15 protein-coding genes and 5 pseudogenes are annotated in these 13,258 nt (G+C 67.2%); 13 read left to right on the forward strand and 7 right to left on the reverse strand.

All coding sequences use genetic code 11. From position 1 onward, the window contains the following. The first annotated feature begins 76 nt into the window (after positions 1 to 76). From CV755_RS02220 to CV755_RS02230, 3 genes are all read left to right on the forward strand, one after another. Entirely contained in the window at positions 77 to 586 is a 510-nt protein-coding gene (locus CV755_RS02220) for a metallophosphoesterase family protein (protein WP_109278406.1), read from the forward strand. Positions 587 to 693: 107 nt separating this feature from the next. Next, on the forward strand, positions 694 to 966 hold the full coding sequence (locus CV755_RS02225; protein ID WP_109278407.1) for a hypothetical protein: 273 nt from the start codon (positions 694 to 696) through the stop codon (positions 964 to 966). Then, a complete protein-coding gene (locus CV755_RS02230) occupies positions 963 to 1,178 on the forward strand; it encodes a hypothetical protein (protein ID WP_109278408.1) in 216 nt (71 codons plus the stop codon). The genes CV755_RS02225 and CV755_RS02230 overlap by 4 nt, the downstream gene beginning before the upstream one ends. Before the next feature lie 586 nt (positions 1,179 to 1,764). On the opposite strand, the gene CV755_RS02235 is transcribed toward CV755_RS02230, so the two are convergent. Continuing rightward, a complete protein-coding gene (locus tag CV755_RS02235; RefSeq protein WP_153068560.1) occupies positions 1,765 to 1,944 on the reverse strand; it encodes a hypothetical protein in 180 nt (59 codons plus the stop codon). A 417-nt stretch (positions 1,945 to 2,361) separates the two neighbouring features. Between CV755_RS02235 and CV755_RS02240 the strand changes: the two genes are divergently transcribed. From CV755_RS02240 to CV755_RS02250, 4 genes are all read left to right on the forward strand, one after another. Further along, a complete protein-coding gene (locus CV755_RS02240; protein WP_164503263.1) occupies positions 2,362 to 3,147 on the forward strand; it encodes a hypothetical protein in 786 nt (261 codons plus the stop codon). A gap of 106 nt (positions 3,148 to 3,253) precedes the next feature. Next, positions 3,254 to 3,421, forward strand: coding sequence for a hypothetical protein (locus CV755_RS34475; RefSeq protein ID WP_161968574.1), 168 nt, complete (start codon positions 3,254 to 3,256; stop codon positions 3,419 to 3,421). An 88-nt stretch (positions 3,422 to 3,509) separates the two neighbouring features. After that, a complete protein-coding gene (locus CV755_RS02245) occupies positions 3,510 to 3,737 on the forward strand; it encodes a hypothetical protein (RefSeq protein WP_109278411.1) in 228 nt (75 codons plus the stop codon). 230 nt (positions 3,738 to 3,967) lie between these two features. Then, positions 3,968 to 4,576, forward strand: a complete 609-nt coding sequence (locus CV755_RS02250; RefSeq protein WP_109278412.1) for a hypothetical protein — start codon at positions 3,968 to 3,970, stop codon at positions 4,574 to 4,576. A gap of 106 nt (positions 4,577 to 4,682) precedes the next feature. Here CV755_RS02250 and CV755_RS02255 read toward each other — a convergent pair whose 3' ends face one another. Further along, positions 4,683 to 5,162, reverse strand: coding sequence for a DUF4279 domain-containing protein (locus CV755_RS02255; protein ID WP_109278413.1), 480 nt, complete (start codon positions 5,160 to 5,162; stop codon positions 4,683 to 4,685). 204 nt (positions 5,163 to 5,366) lie between these two features. Between CV755_RS02255 and CV755_RS02260 the strand changes: the two are divergent. After that, positions 5,367 to 6,007, forward strand: a pseudogene (locus tag CV755_RS02260) (histidine phosphatase family protein). A gap of 181 nt (positions 6,008 to 6,188) precedes the next feature. Here CV755_RS02260 and CV755_RS37050 read toward each other — a convergent pair. Continuing rightward, positions 6,189 to 6,405, reverse strand: a pseudogene (locus CV755_RS37050) (IS982 family transposase); the annotation flags it as partial. A gap of 17 nt (positions 6,406 to 6,422) precedes the next feature. On the opposite strand from CV755_RS37050, the pseudogene CV755_RS02270 reads away from it, so the two are divergent. After that, positions 6,423 to 6,814 (forward strand): annotated as a pseudogene (locus CV755_RS02270) (transposase); the annotation flags it as partial. A gap of 115 nt (positions 6,815 to 6,929) precedes the next feature. Here the strand turns inward: CV755_RS02270 and CV755_RS02275 are convergent. Beyond that, the gene (locus CV755_RS02275; protein ID WP_109278414.1) at positions 6,930 to 7,823 is read right to left on the reverse strand and encodes a hypothetical protein; all 894 of its coding nucleotides are present in this window, start codon (positions 7,821 to 7,823) and stop codon (positions 6,930 to 6,932) included. Between the two features lie 142 nt (positions 7,824 to 7,965). Next, a complete protein-coding gene (locus tag CV755_RS02280; protein WP_109278415.1) occupies positions 7,966 to 8,412 on the reverse strand; it encodes a hypothetical protein in 447 nt (148 codons plus the stop codon). 255 nt (positions 8,413 to 8,667) lie between these two features. On the opposite strand from CV755_RS02280, the gene CV755_RS02285 reads away from it, so the two are divergent. Continuing rightward, entirely contained in the window at positions 8,668 to 9,249 is a 582-nt protein-coding gene (locus tag CV755_RS02285; protein ID WP_109278416.1) for a TetR/AcrR family transcriptional regulator, read from the forward strand. 166 nt (positions 9,250 to 9,415) lie between these two features. Here the strand turns inward: CV755_RS02285 and CV755_RS02290 are convergent. Further along, a pseudogene (locus tag CV755_RS02290) lies at positions 9,416 to 9,880 on the reverse strand (transposase family protein); the annotation flags it as partial. A 275-nt stretch (positions 9,881 to 10,155) separates the two neighbouring features. Beyond that, entirely contained in the window at positions 10,156 to 10,809 is a 654-nt protein-coding gene (locus CV755_RS02295; protein WP_109278417.1) for a TetR/AcrR family transcriptional regulator, read from the reverse strand. Positions 10,810 to 10,953: 144 nt separating this feature from the next. On the opposite strand from CV755_RS02295, the gene CV755_RS02300 reads away from it, so the two are divergent. The 3 genes and pseudogenes from CV755_RS02300 to CV755_RS02305 all read left to right on the forward strand — a co-directional run bounded on the left by CV755_RS02300 (position 10,954) and on the right by CV755_RS02305 (position 12,818). Then, entirely contained in the window at positions 10,954 to 11,916 is a 963-nt protein-coding gene (locus tag CV755_RS02300; RefSeq protein ID WP_109278418.1) for an alpha/beta hydrolase, read from the forward strand. A gap of 318 nt (positions 11,917 to 12,234) precedes the next feature. Next, positions 12,235 to 12,291: pseudogene (locus CV755_RS37055) on the forward strand (hypothetical protein); the annotation flags it as partial. Positions 12,292 to 12,302: 11 nt separating this feature from the next. Further along, positions 12,303 to 12,818 carry an AAC(3) family N-acetyltransferase gene (locus CV755_RS02305; RefSeq protein WP_241560914.1) on the forward strand — a complete coding sequence of 172 codons (516 nt, stop codon included), beginning with the start codon at positions 12,303 to 12,305 and terminating at the stop codon, positions 12,816 to 12,818. The last annotated feature ends 440 nt before the right edge of the window (positions 12,819 to 13,258 follow it).

The raw sequence follows: 13,258 nt of genomic DNA on the forward strand, positions 1-13,258 counted from the left end.
AGGGCCCCGGGCCGGCGTTCATGCGGAACGGTGCGAGCCCGCGAGTGGACTGCATCCCGGGGCTACAGTGCCGTTCATGCGGCTGCTCCTGACGTCCGACACCCACCTCCCCACCCGGGCCCGGAAACTACCGCCACCCCTCCTGGCCGCGCTCGACCAAGCCGACGTCGTCCTCCACGCCGGCGACTGGACCGACATGGCGACGCTGGAGCTGTTCACCGCCCGCGCCCACCGTCTCATCGCCGTCCATGGCAACAATGACGGCCCCGACCTCCGCGCCCGGTTGCCCGAGATCGCCCACGCCGAACTCGCCGGACTGCGCTTCACGATCGTCCACGACACCGGCCCGGCCCGCGGCCGCGAGAAACGCTGCACCGAACGCTTTCCTGCCACCGATGTCCTGGTCTTCGGGCACAGCCACATCCCCTGGGACACCACCACCCCTGACGGCTTGCGCCTGCTGAACCCCGGCTCACCCACCGACCGGCGCCGTCAGCCCTACCGCACATATATGACCGCTCGTGCGGACAACGGCGAGCTCACAGACGTGACACTGCACCGCATCGAGGCGGCAGCGGCGCGCTAGGGACTGTCGTTTCGCCGGCACCGCATGTGTGACGGGCTCGCGGGTACCCGGAGGTCCCGCCGCATCCGCGTGGCGGGTGCACGCTCACGACCACGGAGGTGGCCGATATGGCCCGGCAGCAGCCCAAGAAGACGTCCCGGGACCCCTACGGACGGGCCCGCGACCCGAAGGAGCCCGGTTCCCATTCCGGCCAGGAGAGCCAGGCACGTGAGCGCTCCGTGCCGGGTACGGCGAGCGCTCAGGAGGGCTACCAGACCAAGGGCGGCACCTCGCGGGGCGAGGCCCTCGAAGGAGTGCGGGCACGCGCTGGGAAGCCGGAGAAGGACAAGGAGAAGGAACGAACGCGCGATGCGGCGCACGGCAAGAGGACCCAGTCGTGAGCGCCGGACGCGGCGGGAAGACTCCGGCCCACCGCAAGGCCATTCCCCGGGACATGCAGGACCAGCAGGCAGACGCCGCACCACAGCGGGGCCCGGCCGACCAGGAAACCTCTCGTAAGCCCAAGAGCACCGAGAACATCGACAACGCCCGGGAGCGGGCCAGCGGCACGAGTGCCTCCGACGAACCACAGAGGGATGAGCCCCCGGACTGAACAGCGGCGCGTGTACCGCGACCGCCAGAACGCTCGTGGGGCCGTCCAAGATCAGCCGAGGATGGAAAGGCCGCACTGAGTGCGGGCCACACCTGGATGAGGTACCTCCTTGCAGCCGCTCACGTTCCCGGCGGCAGCTGCAGGCGCCACGTACCAGTGAGCCAGCCTGTCCGGAAACTCTCAAAGGCGCCGGGGCAGCCGCCCGCGGACAGCAAGCCGGGATCGGGCCGGTAAGGAGCTCAGGGCGACTGATGAAGTGCCACCGGCACCACAAAGCCCGTTGACTGAAGCACCACGCGGGCCCGCGCGCACAGGAACCGGTCGTCCGAGCCAAACCCGTTCGCCAGACGGCTCAACCCGTCAGACGCTGCGCCCCGGCTGCCAAACCGGTGCGGAAATCGGCGCGTTCCTGCTGCTCGGCGATGGCTTCCGCATCGCCGGGTCCGCGCCTTCCATCCCCTACAGGTGTCAGCACATCAGCAATCCGGCATGCACCGACATCGGAAAACCTCCTTCCTGGACCTGCACGACCGAGCCGGCCCCACGCACGCAGACGGCAATCGGATCAATAATGCCGAACGACCTGTCACGACGAGTCCGGGGTACTCAGTTCCGGTGCCACGCGGGCAAGTTCGCTCAGGGCCTCCTGGCGGAGGGCGGCGTTGTCATCCGTTGCAAGCTCCTGTAGCTGTCCAATCAGCCGATCGGTCCCTTCGCTGTCGCACCACGCAGAGTGGTTGTCCAGCGCGACACTGAGCTCATCCATGGTGCAATCCGCCGTAGCCAGGGCCATGGCTAGAAGCACGTAACGAAGACCGAGCGTGTCACCCCGCTCGAGCAATGCTTCCGCTGTCGCCTGAGTGACGGCTGTGTCGTCAGGGTCCAGAAGAAGGCGTATCAGGGCTTCCGCTGCTCGGTCGTTCTGCGCCGATATCGCCAGCTACCGACCCGCCGCAGCACGGACCGCCCAGGCAGAATCGCTCGCCTGCTCAATCAGCGTGCTGAGCTGTGGGTGGTTGGAGAGAGCCATGGCCTCAGCTTGCCGGACGCCCTGCCTTGGGGTGCTCACGAGCAGAAGCACCCTGCCACGGTGGCCCGCAGCGATCACTTCCCGGTCTGCCGGTCGCAGCATGGCGGCAGGATTGAGGAATAGCGGAAGACAGCGGATGAAATAATGCGGCTCATGACCCGGATATCCGCCTTGTGGCAGATCGCTTCCTCCACCGAGACCGAATGGCTCGTCGAGTTGTGCAAAGACGAGGGCACTACCGGGTTTCCTCCGCCGGGCATGCCGGACGCGGCCTGGGTGCTGAACGCGATGTACGAGCACCAGCAGGGGCCGGGCTTGGTCTCGCACCATGAAGTGCGCCAGGCAGGGCTGGCGGACGGCAGCATCGAGCCCGACTCCTTCCATGGCATCGACCTAGAGGTGGGGACGGTCACAGGCGGGCGCCTGGGGCGTGCGGAGCATCCGGGTCCGGGCTGGCGGCGGCTGCGCTGGGCGGAACTTGCGCGCCGAACCGGCGACCCGGTCGTCAAGGAGGGGTACTGGCCTTCGCGCCGCAGCGTTCCCGACGGCCGTATGGAGGACCGGAGTTGGCCGGTGAGTATCGTGCCGCCGACGGAAGGAAGCCTGGACCGGGAGACCTGGAACCGGCTGATCGAGATCCTTCAGGAGTACAGCCCGGCCGGCCCGGACACTCGCTGCCTCGCCTATTACAACCCACTAATGATGGGGGACTTCGACAACCTGCATGTCCTCTCGGGGCGACTGGGGGATGCGCGGGCGCTGTATGACATGGACGAGCCGGACTTCAGCCCGTCCAACCTGTGGCCGGAGGACCGTTCATGGATCGTCTACACCGACTATGACCTATGGGGTACCAAGGTCGTCGGGCCCACAGCGCTGCTCGACACCCTGGTCGGTGATACGGAGATCGAAGCCGTACGCCTACCGTGGGCCTCCTGAGCGCGTGCCCTCCCACTCCTCGCCCCTCAAATGCGTTCGCCCAGCAAGCTGCGGCGACATCGCGTTTCGGGCAACCGCCTGCCAAGTCATCAAATCTGCCGCGGCGTTGACCGAACTGACGGCTACCGAGCCGGACGGCCCGCCCGCGGCGGCCCGCAGCAAGGACCAGGTCGATCGCGTCGTGAGTTTTGCACAGCGATGCAACGCCGCTGACGGCGAGGCCTCGGGCGGGAAGCCGGCGCAGATCGGACAGGACCTTGGCTGGCCGCTCTGAGCAGTGAGGTCTGCATTCCTGGCCAAACCCCGAACAGGTAGGTTCAGGAGCGGTGCTTTGGAAGCACTTCTGCAGAGGGAGAGCATCAGTGGACGTTGTGGCAATCATGGAAGCGTTGGCTGAACAAGGCGTGACCGTGCTCTTCAAGGCTGACGCCGAGCGAATGGCAGAGCGGCGCAAACCCTGGACACTTGTGGTCACTGGCGCCCCGTTGCGTGACGATATCCTCGTGCGGACCGATGCCGCTTCGGTGGAGCAGTGCCTAAAGGCCTGCCTACCCCGCCTGCGCGAAATGGGCCTATCGGTACCCGACTGAGGACGAGCGTGACCAACGAGAACATCTCGGCGACGATTCATCGCATATGGCCACCGGAGACGTACGGGACCCAGAGGCTCCGCCGATTTCGGTGACCGGGCAAGTGGCCTCCTTTCCCTGGCAGCTGGCGACTCTGGCGACCGCTCACCACGTTCTCGGCACCCCACCCAACTACCGCCCGCCTCAACCCACGCGAGAAGCCGCCACGACCAACGCTCCGGAGTCCGCATATGCCCGCCGACCGGCCGCACGAGGCCGATAACGACATACTCGGCCACGCCTGGTGGGCCGTAACCCCGGAGCGCTGGAGCCTCCTGCAGTTCGAACCGGCCCATAACGAGGGCCTGCCCACCGACCGTTGGTGGAAAGACCGCAGAGACGTCCTGGAAACACTCATCCTCGCCCCAGGACCAATCGACCACGGCTTCGCTCACTACCTCCTCGACCAGGAGACACAATTCCACCGCCACTGCTGGGGCTTCAGCCACAGCATCGAGATCGCCGCGCTACTGCTCGCCGAGCACCGCCGGCCCAACGACATCTGGCACCTATGGCAAGCGGTCACCACCAGCTTCGACACCTGGTGCGGCCTACCCCACCGACTTCTGCTCGCCGGAGGCGGAACAGCCCGCACAGTCGCCTACGTCGCCGGTTCCGGCCACGGCCAACGGCACAACCTGCTGGAGCACCTGCGCGAGATCCCCGAGACAACCGACGACGACGTCACCGCGCTCATTGCCGAACGCCGCCGGCACTACACCGAACTCCTCACCGAGCTCCGGAATGTGGCGGTACAAGGCCCCCAGGAAGAGGATTTCGGCCCCCTTTCCAAGGGCTGACTGCGGAGCATCACACCAACGTGACGAGAACCGGTGCCGTCCGGCCTGCCGCGGGCCCATTTTCTGCACTTGGCCGAGTGCCGGCCAGAGTACGGAGCCTACGGAGTTACCTGCCCGAGGCAGCGTCCTCGTCAGGGCTCAAGTCGTACTCATCGACGTCGATTTCGGCTCCGACCGCGTTGATGAAGTCCAGGACATGGCGGTCCAGATGCCAGCCGAAGAGATTGGGAGAGTCTGAATCGCCCGGCCGGTTACGTGACCGGCCCTGTTCGGTGTCGTTGAAGTAGCGCACGACCTGCAGGACCGCTCCGCCGCCGTCAATGGCCAGACGACTGACGAGTTCGGCGATGGGCTCCGTATGCGGTCGTAGCCTGTCGAGGAGGCAGGTGATCTGCTCATCGACCCGCAAGCCTGGTTCCCGGCAGACGATCTCCCAACGGTGGGCGACCGGCACCACTACCGGCTCCATGAAACGGCTGCCCCGCACGATCACCTTGTCAGGAGTGATCTTCAGCTGCGACGTCATCTCATCCGCAGAAGTGTGCTGACTAAATAGAGCGAAGTATGCGTATTGACGCAGGGGCATCCCCGAAGGATAACGGCCAGTCACTGAACGCTGGATGAATAGGACGTACTTGCCCTCTTCGACGCAGGTGCAGACAGACCTGTATCGCCGCCGAAACGTGGTCGGGTCCCAAGTCCGACCACACGACCGTCGGCCACCGGCACCGTCGGCGGAACCGGCCGAAGCGCATCATCGTCTCTCCGGACACTCCCCGTGATCAAAAAAATCGACGGAGGACGCAACCATGGCCGACAAAACCACCCGTACCTCTACATCACCCGCCACGGTGAAGCCACCGAGGACGAAAGCGCCTTGACCGACAACGGCCGCCAATAAGCAACACTGCTCGGCAAACGGCTCCGCCACAGCCCACTCTCGGTGATCCATCACAGCCCGCTCCCCCGCACCGAGCAGACCGCCCGACTGATCGGCGACCAGCTTGCCGGCGTTCCCCTCTCCCCTCGGAACTAGCCGGGGACTACATCCCCTGCCTCCCCACACGACAAGAGCTGCCTGCGAACACGGCCGGCGCCGTGCTGAACCATCTGGCCCAAATACCCGCCGAGGAAGGCGAAGAAGGCCGGCAGTTGGCCCGGAAAACACTGGCGCGATCCACCGGCCCCGCAGACGGCGACAATCCCCGCCATGAGCTGCTCGTCACCCACAACTTCCTCATCGGATGGCTCGTCCGGGCCGCCCTGGACGCTCCCAAGTGGCGCTGGCCGGGCCTCAACCACGCCAACGCAGCACTCACCGTCATCCGATACACACCAAACCGCCCCTCCTCCGTGCTTTTCTACAACGGCACCAGGCACCTCCCCGACAAACTCCGACGGACCGGGCTGCCAACCGGCCTTCGCCTCTGAACCCACCCCACGAACTTCCTTTGGATATACCGGTATTGGCAAGCTGGCATACAGGAGCGCTCAAGACCGTACTCAGCGATATCCCTTGAGCCAGTCGCGCAGGACCAGAGCACGAACACGCTCGAGGTCTGCCGTCGTCCGGCCCACGGGCGAGGATGGCCTGGCCGTCGTCGCCGCGCAGCAAGACATTGCGTTTGGTCTTTGCTCCGGTGGCCCAGTTGTGCCGGATGGCCGCGGCCAGGGCGAGAAGACGTTGGCCGGTGTGGGCGAAAACTCCGGCCGACGTGCGGCCGCCGTGCTCTCCCAGGCTGAGCTGGCCCTTGAGGGTGTCGATGACCGCTTCGATCCGCTGGCGCACGCGGGCCGGCCTGCCATGCCAGGGGGTCGTCCTTGCGGTCGTGTGACCGTAGACCGTTGCGGCACCCCGCTCGCCGTGACGCTCACCGGGGGCAATCGCCACGACGTCACCCAGCTGCTGCCCTGCTGGACGCGATACCGCCGGTTCGAGGACTACGAGGTCGCCCGCGGTGCAGGCCCCGGCGGCTGTTCGCCGGCCGAGGCTAGGACTTCGACAAGTACCGCTGCCTGCTATGGAAGCGCGGCATCAAGCCGATGATCGCCCGACGCGGCGTCGCCCACGGTTCCGGACTCGGCAAGGTGCGCTGGGTCGTAGAGCGCGCCTTCGCCTGGCTCCACCAGTTCAAGCGCCTCCGCACCCGCTACGAGCGACGCGCCGATCTCCACCAGGGGCTACTCGACCTCGCCTGCAGCATCATCTGCCTCCGGTGCCTTCGAAAGTCATTCTGAAACGCTTAGTAAGCCTGCCTGAGCGGCAGTTGACCAACTCAGCCTCGCCCGCACGGCACCACGCGGGCGCTATGCCCTGCCGTACCCTCGCCGCCGGGGCGAGCCCGCGCGGTTCTCAGCTGCTCTGTCCCAATGCCTTGCGGGCAGCGGCCAGTTGCTGCCGCTCGGCGGTGCGGTCGCGGTCGAGTTCCGCCTGGTGTGCCTGGATCTGCTGCTGCTGGTAGGCGGCGTCCACCGCGTACCAGGTGCCGATCAGGTTGGTCTGCCGCTTGCAGGCGATGTCGGCCTGGGCGGTGGCGATCTCCTGCGGCCCGGCGGTGGGCGAGCCTCGCCAGCGCGGGTCGTTGTAGGCGTCCATCGGCGAGGCGTAGCTGTAGCCGGCGGTCTTCATGCAGGCGGACCAGGCGGTGAAGGCGGCCTTGACCCGGTTGTCGTCGGCGGACTTGATGTAGCTGCGGGAATTGATCTGCTCGCCGATCGGCGAGGAGCCAAAGGGCGCGCCGCCGGTGAGTTGAGTCTGGGCGGCCCGGCGGCAGTTGAACACCGTGGTGCGTTGGTCGACCGGCAGGGAGGGCAGGTTGTCGGTCGGCACCTTGCCCCCGTCCGGCGCGGCCGGGTTGTGGTAGCCGTCCTTGGCGGCGGCGGCCGGGTCTGCCGGTCCGTAGCGGCGCGGCACTTCACTGCCGCTGCGCAGGTTGGTGAGGGCGGCCGGCGTCGGGAACGTGATGCCGTGGTGCTGGATGCAATCGGCGGCCAGCACCCAAGTGGCGTGGTTCAGCTGGGCGTTCTCCGCCGGGGTGAGCACGTACTTCTCGATCGGCAGGCGCAGGGTGCTCAGGTCGGTCGGGGCGGCGGACGGGACGGCCGCGCTGGGTATGGCCGAGATGTCCGCCAGGGTCGGTGCGGCGGCCGCGGGGTACGGAGAGGCCGCCGGGTGGCTGGGGCCCGCGCAGCCGGCCAGCAGGGCGCCGAGCGCCGTGACGACGAGCACGGCGTATCCGGCGGACACGCGGTGAGGGGAGCGCGGCACGGCAGTTGGGGTCCTTCCTGGGGCAGGGGGCGTGGCTGCCGGGCCGGCCGCGGTTGCGCGAGCGGCCGGCCCGGCGAGATCGGTGCATGACCGACGGCCACCAGCCGTCAGCCGGCGACGATCACGAGTAGGGGGTGGTCGAGTACGAGGCCTCGTTGTTGCGGGTGACCTGCAGGTCGCCGGCATTGAGCGGGTAGACCACGTCGTAGGCGCCCCATCCGTAGGCCTTGCTGTTGACATACACATAGATGTCCTGGGAGCCGGTGTTCGTAATCCAGGCCGCGGCATTCTTGACGGGCAGGCCGTCACCGTTCCACTGGTAGGAGTTATTGAACGCGCCGAGGCCGAAGACCGCGCCGGCCAGGTCGGTCTGCTCGGAGGCGTTCGACCTGAACCAGGCGCCCTCGCCGCCGGCGTTGTACGACATACAGACTCGGTAGGTGCAAAGGCCCCGGTCTGATCCACCCGAGATGACGTCGGCACTGGCCGGGGTGGCGAGGGCCACGGTGCCGGCGGCGAGGCCGGCCGTGGCGGCGAAGAGCGCGATCTTGCTGCGCAGAGCGGACATGGCGCTGCCTTTCTGAACTGTCGTTGAGGATGATGCTTTGGAGAAAGGGTTATGACGACTCGTCTGCTGCGGCGGGAGCCCTGTTCGGGGCTCTTGGCCCATGGACACTGGCCGCGGGCATGACGCGAGCGGGAGCGGCGAGAAACACCCTGCGGTGACCGGCCGGAACTCGCCTCCAACTGAATGGTTGGAGTTTGGCACGACGGCCTCTGCACGTCCAAATAGTTAGTCAGGTTTCGCCGTTAGACTGCCTATATGGCCTGGGACACGGAGAAGACCAAGCGCCTGCTGCTCGAAGCCGCGATGGAGGAGTTCGCCGCGCGCGGCCCCGAGGGTGCCCGGGTGGATCGGATCGCCAAGTCGGCGGGCGTCAACAAGGAGCGGATCTACCAGTACTTCGGCAACAAGAAGCAGCTCTTAGCCGCGGTCATCGACCACGAACTCGCCCTGGTGATGGCCGAGGCGTCGCCATCGCCGACGGACTGCAGCGGGCTGGGCGACTTCGCCGGACAGCTCTTCGACTGGCACTCGGCCAACCCCAACTTCCTCCGCCTGCTGCACTGGGAGGGCCTCCTGGTAGAGCCCACTCCGACCGCACGGGACTGCGAGCGAGCCGCCTACTATGCCGGGCGCGTCGCCGCGATCGCCCAGGCCCAACGGGTCGGCCGGATCGACGCCGAACTCCCGGCCGCCCACCTGCTGTTCGCCGTGTTCGCACTCTCCGCCTGGTGGTTCACCGCGCCGAAGGTAGTCGCGATGCTGATGGCCGACCTGCCCGAGGACAGCCCGGCCGCCCGCCGCGCGGCCCTGGTCGCCCTCGCCGACCGGCTGGGCTGACCGGTCGGCGTCGTCCTCGGGGAGTTTCCGGGCGAGGCACGGCCCCACCGACATCGACGACAGCCAGGGCCGCTGAGATGCAAGGACCGGGCCCGTCCCCACGATGGCCGCGGCGGACACCTGTGAGGACGACCGCCGTAGCAGGTCATTCTGAAACGATCAGTTAGGCCGTGGTCACCGGATACGGGCGCAGGCCCCAGAAGAAGCGGGAGTGGCTGCGGCAGTAGCCGTACCCGGCGTGCGCGGCCAGTGCGGAGCGTTTGGCTGTCTCCCGGGAGGCTGCGCAGGGCAGTGAGGTGGAGCCGATCAGCCGCAGGTTGTCGTGCCAGGTGGGTATCTGCCCCGCCAGAGCTTCGATGATCCAGGAGATCAGCGGCCTGGCCGCGCCAAGGCGGTTGGCGTAGGCCCGAGTGCTGCGGCAGGTAACGGAATAGATGCCGTGCCGGGCATGGGCGAAACGGATCCAGTGCCGGGTGGACGGGAAGCCGAGCAGGACCTGGGCGACGGCCCGGCACAGTAGCTCCGCGTCCGTCAGTTTCAGGGGTCGCCCAATCCGGCGACTTGGAGCCACATGTTCATCGATGAACACCTCCACCAGTGCCGCCGGAAGGGCGTCAACGACGGGCTCCAGGTCGTCGAGAACTGGAACTCCGCCAACCACGACCTGTTCTACGGCAAGAACGGCGACCCGACCGGCTCCGGCGGCGGTCAGAGTGCACTGCCCAGTCGGCAGGCTCCCGGGCAGGCCCGGTCTGAACGACCGCCGGCTCTTACCGCTCCGGTGCGACCACAGCAACTTCCTCGGTCGCTGGTCCTGCACCCGGCCTCCGGCACCACGCCTGCGACAGTGGCGCGACCCGACCGCATGGCACGGGAACGCAAAGAGCCGTACGCATTTCTGGCACGTCAGGGGATCTGGGCCTCGATGTGGGCGAGTTGGGCGGCGAGAATTTCCTCGAATGCGACATGGCGGTCCGCTCCTAGGGGGCGGACATCGCGGGCAAAGTGGGCCAGGGCGGGGAAGCGTTCGGGATCGGCGCCGAACACCGCGACGCGGAACTGTTCAATGCCCTGTTCGTACTCCTTGGGAGCAATGGTGCTGATACCGGCCTCGGAGGCGATCAGCGCGGCCAGGAGAATCACGAGGCGGTGGTATCGCACCGGGACTTCCTCATCGGGCAGGCCGGACACGCGCAGGGCCTGCAGCAGCTCCTCCATGACCAATCGGGACCCGGTGCCGCCGGACGCATAACGTCCCCAGACCACGGCGAGTTGAGGCTGCTCACCGAAGGCCACGCGCAAGCGCACGGCCAGGGCGGTGATGCGCTGCTTCCAGTCGCCCTCGGGACGGTAGCCGTCCATGGCGGCCAGCAGGACCCGGTCGGCAACCGCGCGCAACAGCTCGGTCTTGTTGCGGAAGTGCCGGTAGAGGCTGGAGGAGTCGGTCCCTAGCGCTGCGGCGAGTTTGCGCACGCTGAATGACTCGGCGTCGCTCGTACGCAGCAGCTCCGCCGCCGTATCCAGGATCTCCTCGGTCGACCACCGCCTGCGGCCAGTCATCTCGCTCCCCTCGTCCGGACTCAGCCTAACCTATGCACTCACCTATGCACTTGCTGATGCACGCACCGCGTGCATTAATGGAGGCAACGCACTGTCCGTTCACAACGACACACCCGGCATCCGGCTGGGCGGGGAGAAGGACATATGAGTGAGACCACTACCGCGGCACGGCCCGAGGAGCCGGACTTCTCGGCGATCACGGCCGAGGAACTGCGCGCCTACAGCGACGCGGAGAACCGCTGGCGGGCCTCTGGCACGGCTCGGGCAATGCTCGGGGAACCGGATCCCGGCGCCGCGATCGTCTGGCAGCAGGTGCCGCTGCCCGGCCGCGACCTCCCGGTCCGGGTCTACAGGCCGGCCCCAACGGGAGGCAGCGAAGCCGGTACCCAGACCGATCTGCCGCTTGTGGTCCATGTCCATGGAGGCGGCTTCGTAGGCACGGCGGCGCAGTGCGACTGGACCAACAGCCACCTCGCAGCGGGGCTGCCCGCCCTCGTCGTCTCGGTTGAGCACCGCCTCCTCGCCCCCGGCAGCCCGCTCGCCAACGCTGCGGACGACGGCTGGGATGTGCTCCAGCACGTGGTGCGGCACGCCGCGCGGTGGGGCGCCGACCCGGCGCGCGTGGCCGTCTTCGGTGAGAGCTGCGGCGCGCTCATCAGTGCGCTGACGGCCATCCGAGCCAGGAAGGCCGGCTTGGAGCTCAAGGCGCAGGTGCTGGTCAACCCCGTGGTCGATGTGACCAAAACGATGTTCGACCATCCCTCGATCGTCGAGTACGCATACAGCCCGACCCGGGCCCTGCCGCAACTGCAGCTCATACGGCGGCTCGCCGTTCCGCCGGGAGCCGACGCCCGCGCGGTCTCACCGCTGTACGCAGACGACCTGAGCGGGCTCGCCCCGGCGCTCGTGGTGGTACCCACCCGGGATGCGGTCGCCGACCACGGCCGCCGCTACGCCGAGCAGTTGCGCAAGGCAGGGACCCCCGTGCGGCTTTCCGAATACCCGGGAGCAAGGCATGCGTTCCTCACCTTGCCCGGCGTGGAACCACAGGCCGATACCGCCCAGGCGGAGATCCTCGCATTCCTCCGCGCAACCCTGGAAAAGTGACGGAGGAGCGAGGTTCTCCATCCATGGGCCTGACGGCAACCAGCGGTCTCCCGACTCGGCCTCGGTTGCATAAGCATGGCCGGCGCCTACGGCCCCACTGACCCATACGAGGCCGGGCCATTGCGCTGGAAGCCCTCGTTTTGAGGCGTCGCCATGTTGGAACAGCCTTCCTGACTACGGCATTTCACCCAGTACTGAACGGCGACGAGACAAGACGGGGGCAACAAAATGAACACCGCTCCACCCATCAAGCCACTGAACTCAGCGGATTTGCAGGGTGAGTTCGAATCACTGGGCGTGCGGCCCGGGTCAGTGCTGATGGTCCATTCTTCGTTGTCTGCCTTTGGGCGGGTGGACGGAGGGGCCGACGCGGTGGTGCAGGCCCTGTGCGCGGCAGTGGGCCGGAAGGGCACGTCTGTTGTGCGGCGCAGGCATCCCTTGCGGCCCTTGGCGCGGACGCACGCACGATCTGCGCCGGGCAGCCACTCGGCTACGCCCTCGGGAGTGGTTCGCCCTTCGCGAAGATCTATCAGCTGGGTGGGTCCATACTGCTGCTCGGAGTCGGACACAACCGCAACTCGTTCCTGCACCATGCGGAATCCCTGGTCCCCACCCACCGGAAGAAGTTGCGCCGCTTCCCGTACTTGGTTGACGGTGAACGGGTGTGGCTTGAGGCACTGGATGTCGGCAACGACAACGACACCTACTTCCCGCTCATCGGCGCGGAGTTCGCCGCCCTGGGGCTATCCTGCAGCCGCATGATTGGCTCGGCTCTCTGCCAATTGGTGCCCGCTGTTGACTTCGTCGACTACGCCCGAAAGCGCCTGTCTCAACTGCTGCCCCAGGCTGGGCGATTGACTGCGGCTTACCGCCCGCAGACCCGGCCGTTACGGGCTCAGTGACTACGGCTCGGCGTAGCACCGGCGACCCCATCGCCGCGCGAACGGCGAAGAGGTCACGCACGCCGACTTCGCCGCCCTCCAGGCGGTCGGCGAGTTCCCCGGGCTCCGCCTCGCTCGCCCTTACAGAGGCGTCACTCTGATTACAGAGCTACTTGTCACTTCGAGGCCGCTTCAGGAGAACGAGGCCACTCGGACGTGGCCTCCGGCCATCCCAAAGGCCCCCGCGCATACGTCCCGTGCCGCACGGCCTGGGTCTGCGCGATTGCCCAATGGTCTCCGGGGCGCAGAATCAGTCGGCGTCACTGTAAGAACCGAAGCAGCATCGCCGCCCAGGAACCCAAGTATTCTGCTGTTTACTCAGCAAGGTCTCCCTCTTTGCCAAGACGAGCGCGGCCCACTCCCCGACCCCAGAACGTCAGGCCCGGCAGCAGAGCACCAGC

Source organism: Streptomyces orinoci, assembly GCF_003121295.1.
In the GTDB taxonomy this organism is placed as follows: Bacteria; Actinomycetota; Actinomycetes; order Streptomycetales; family Streptomycetaceae; genus Streptomyces; species Streptomyces orinoci.

Excerpts from the sequence above, each read along its gene's own strand:
- CV755_RS02220 (WP_109278406.1), top strand. The coding sequence starts at position 77 with ATGCGGCTGCTCCTGACGTCCGACACCCACCTCCCCACCCGGGCCCGG.
- CV755_RS02225 (WP_109278407.1), top strand. The coding sequence starts at position 694 with ATGGCCCGGCAGCAGCCCAAGAAGACGTCCCGGGACCCCTACGGACGG.
- CV755_RS02235 (WP_153068560.1), bottom strand. The coding sequence starts at position 1,944 with ATGGATGAGCTCAGTGTCGCGCTGGACAACCACTCTGCGTGGTGCGAC.
- CV755_RS02240 (WP_164503263.1), top strand. The coding sequence starts at position 2,362 with ATGACCCGGATATCCGCCTTGTGGCAGATCGCTTCCTCCACCGAGACC.
- CV755_RS02250 (WP_109278412.1), top strand. The coding sequence starts at position 3,968 with ATGCCCGCCGACCGGCCGCACGAGGCCGATAACGACATACTCGGCCAC.
- CV755_RS02255 (WP_109278413.1), bottom strand. The coding sequence starts at position 5,162 with ATGCCCCTGCGTCAATACGCATACTTCGCTCTATTTAGTCAGCACACT.
- CV755_RS02280 (WP_109278415.1), bottom strand. The coding sequence starts at position 8,412 with ATGTCCGCTCTGCGCAGCAAGATCGCGCTCTTCGCCGCCACGGCCGGC.
- CV755_RS02285 (WP_109278416.1), top strand. The coding sequence starts at position 8,668 with ATGGCCTGGGACACGGAGAAGACCAAGCGCCTGCTGCTCGAAGCCGCG.
- CV755_RS02295 (WP_109278417.1), bottom strand. The coding sequence starts at position 10,809 with ATGACTGGCCGCAGGCGGTGGTCGACCGAGGAGATCCTGGATACGGCG.
- CV755_RS02300 (WP_109278418.1), top strand. The coding sequence starts at position 10,954 with ATGAGTGAGACCACTACCGCGGCACGGCCCGAGGAGCCGGACTTCTCG.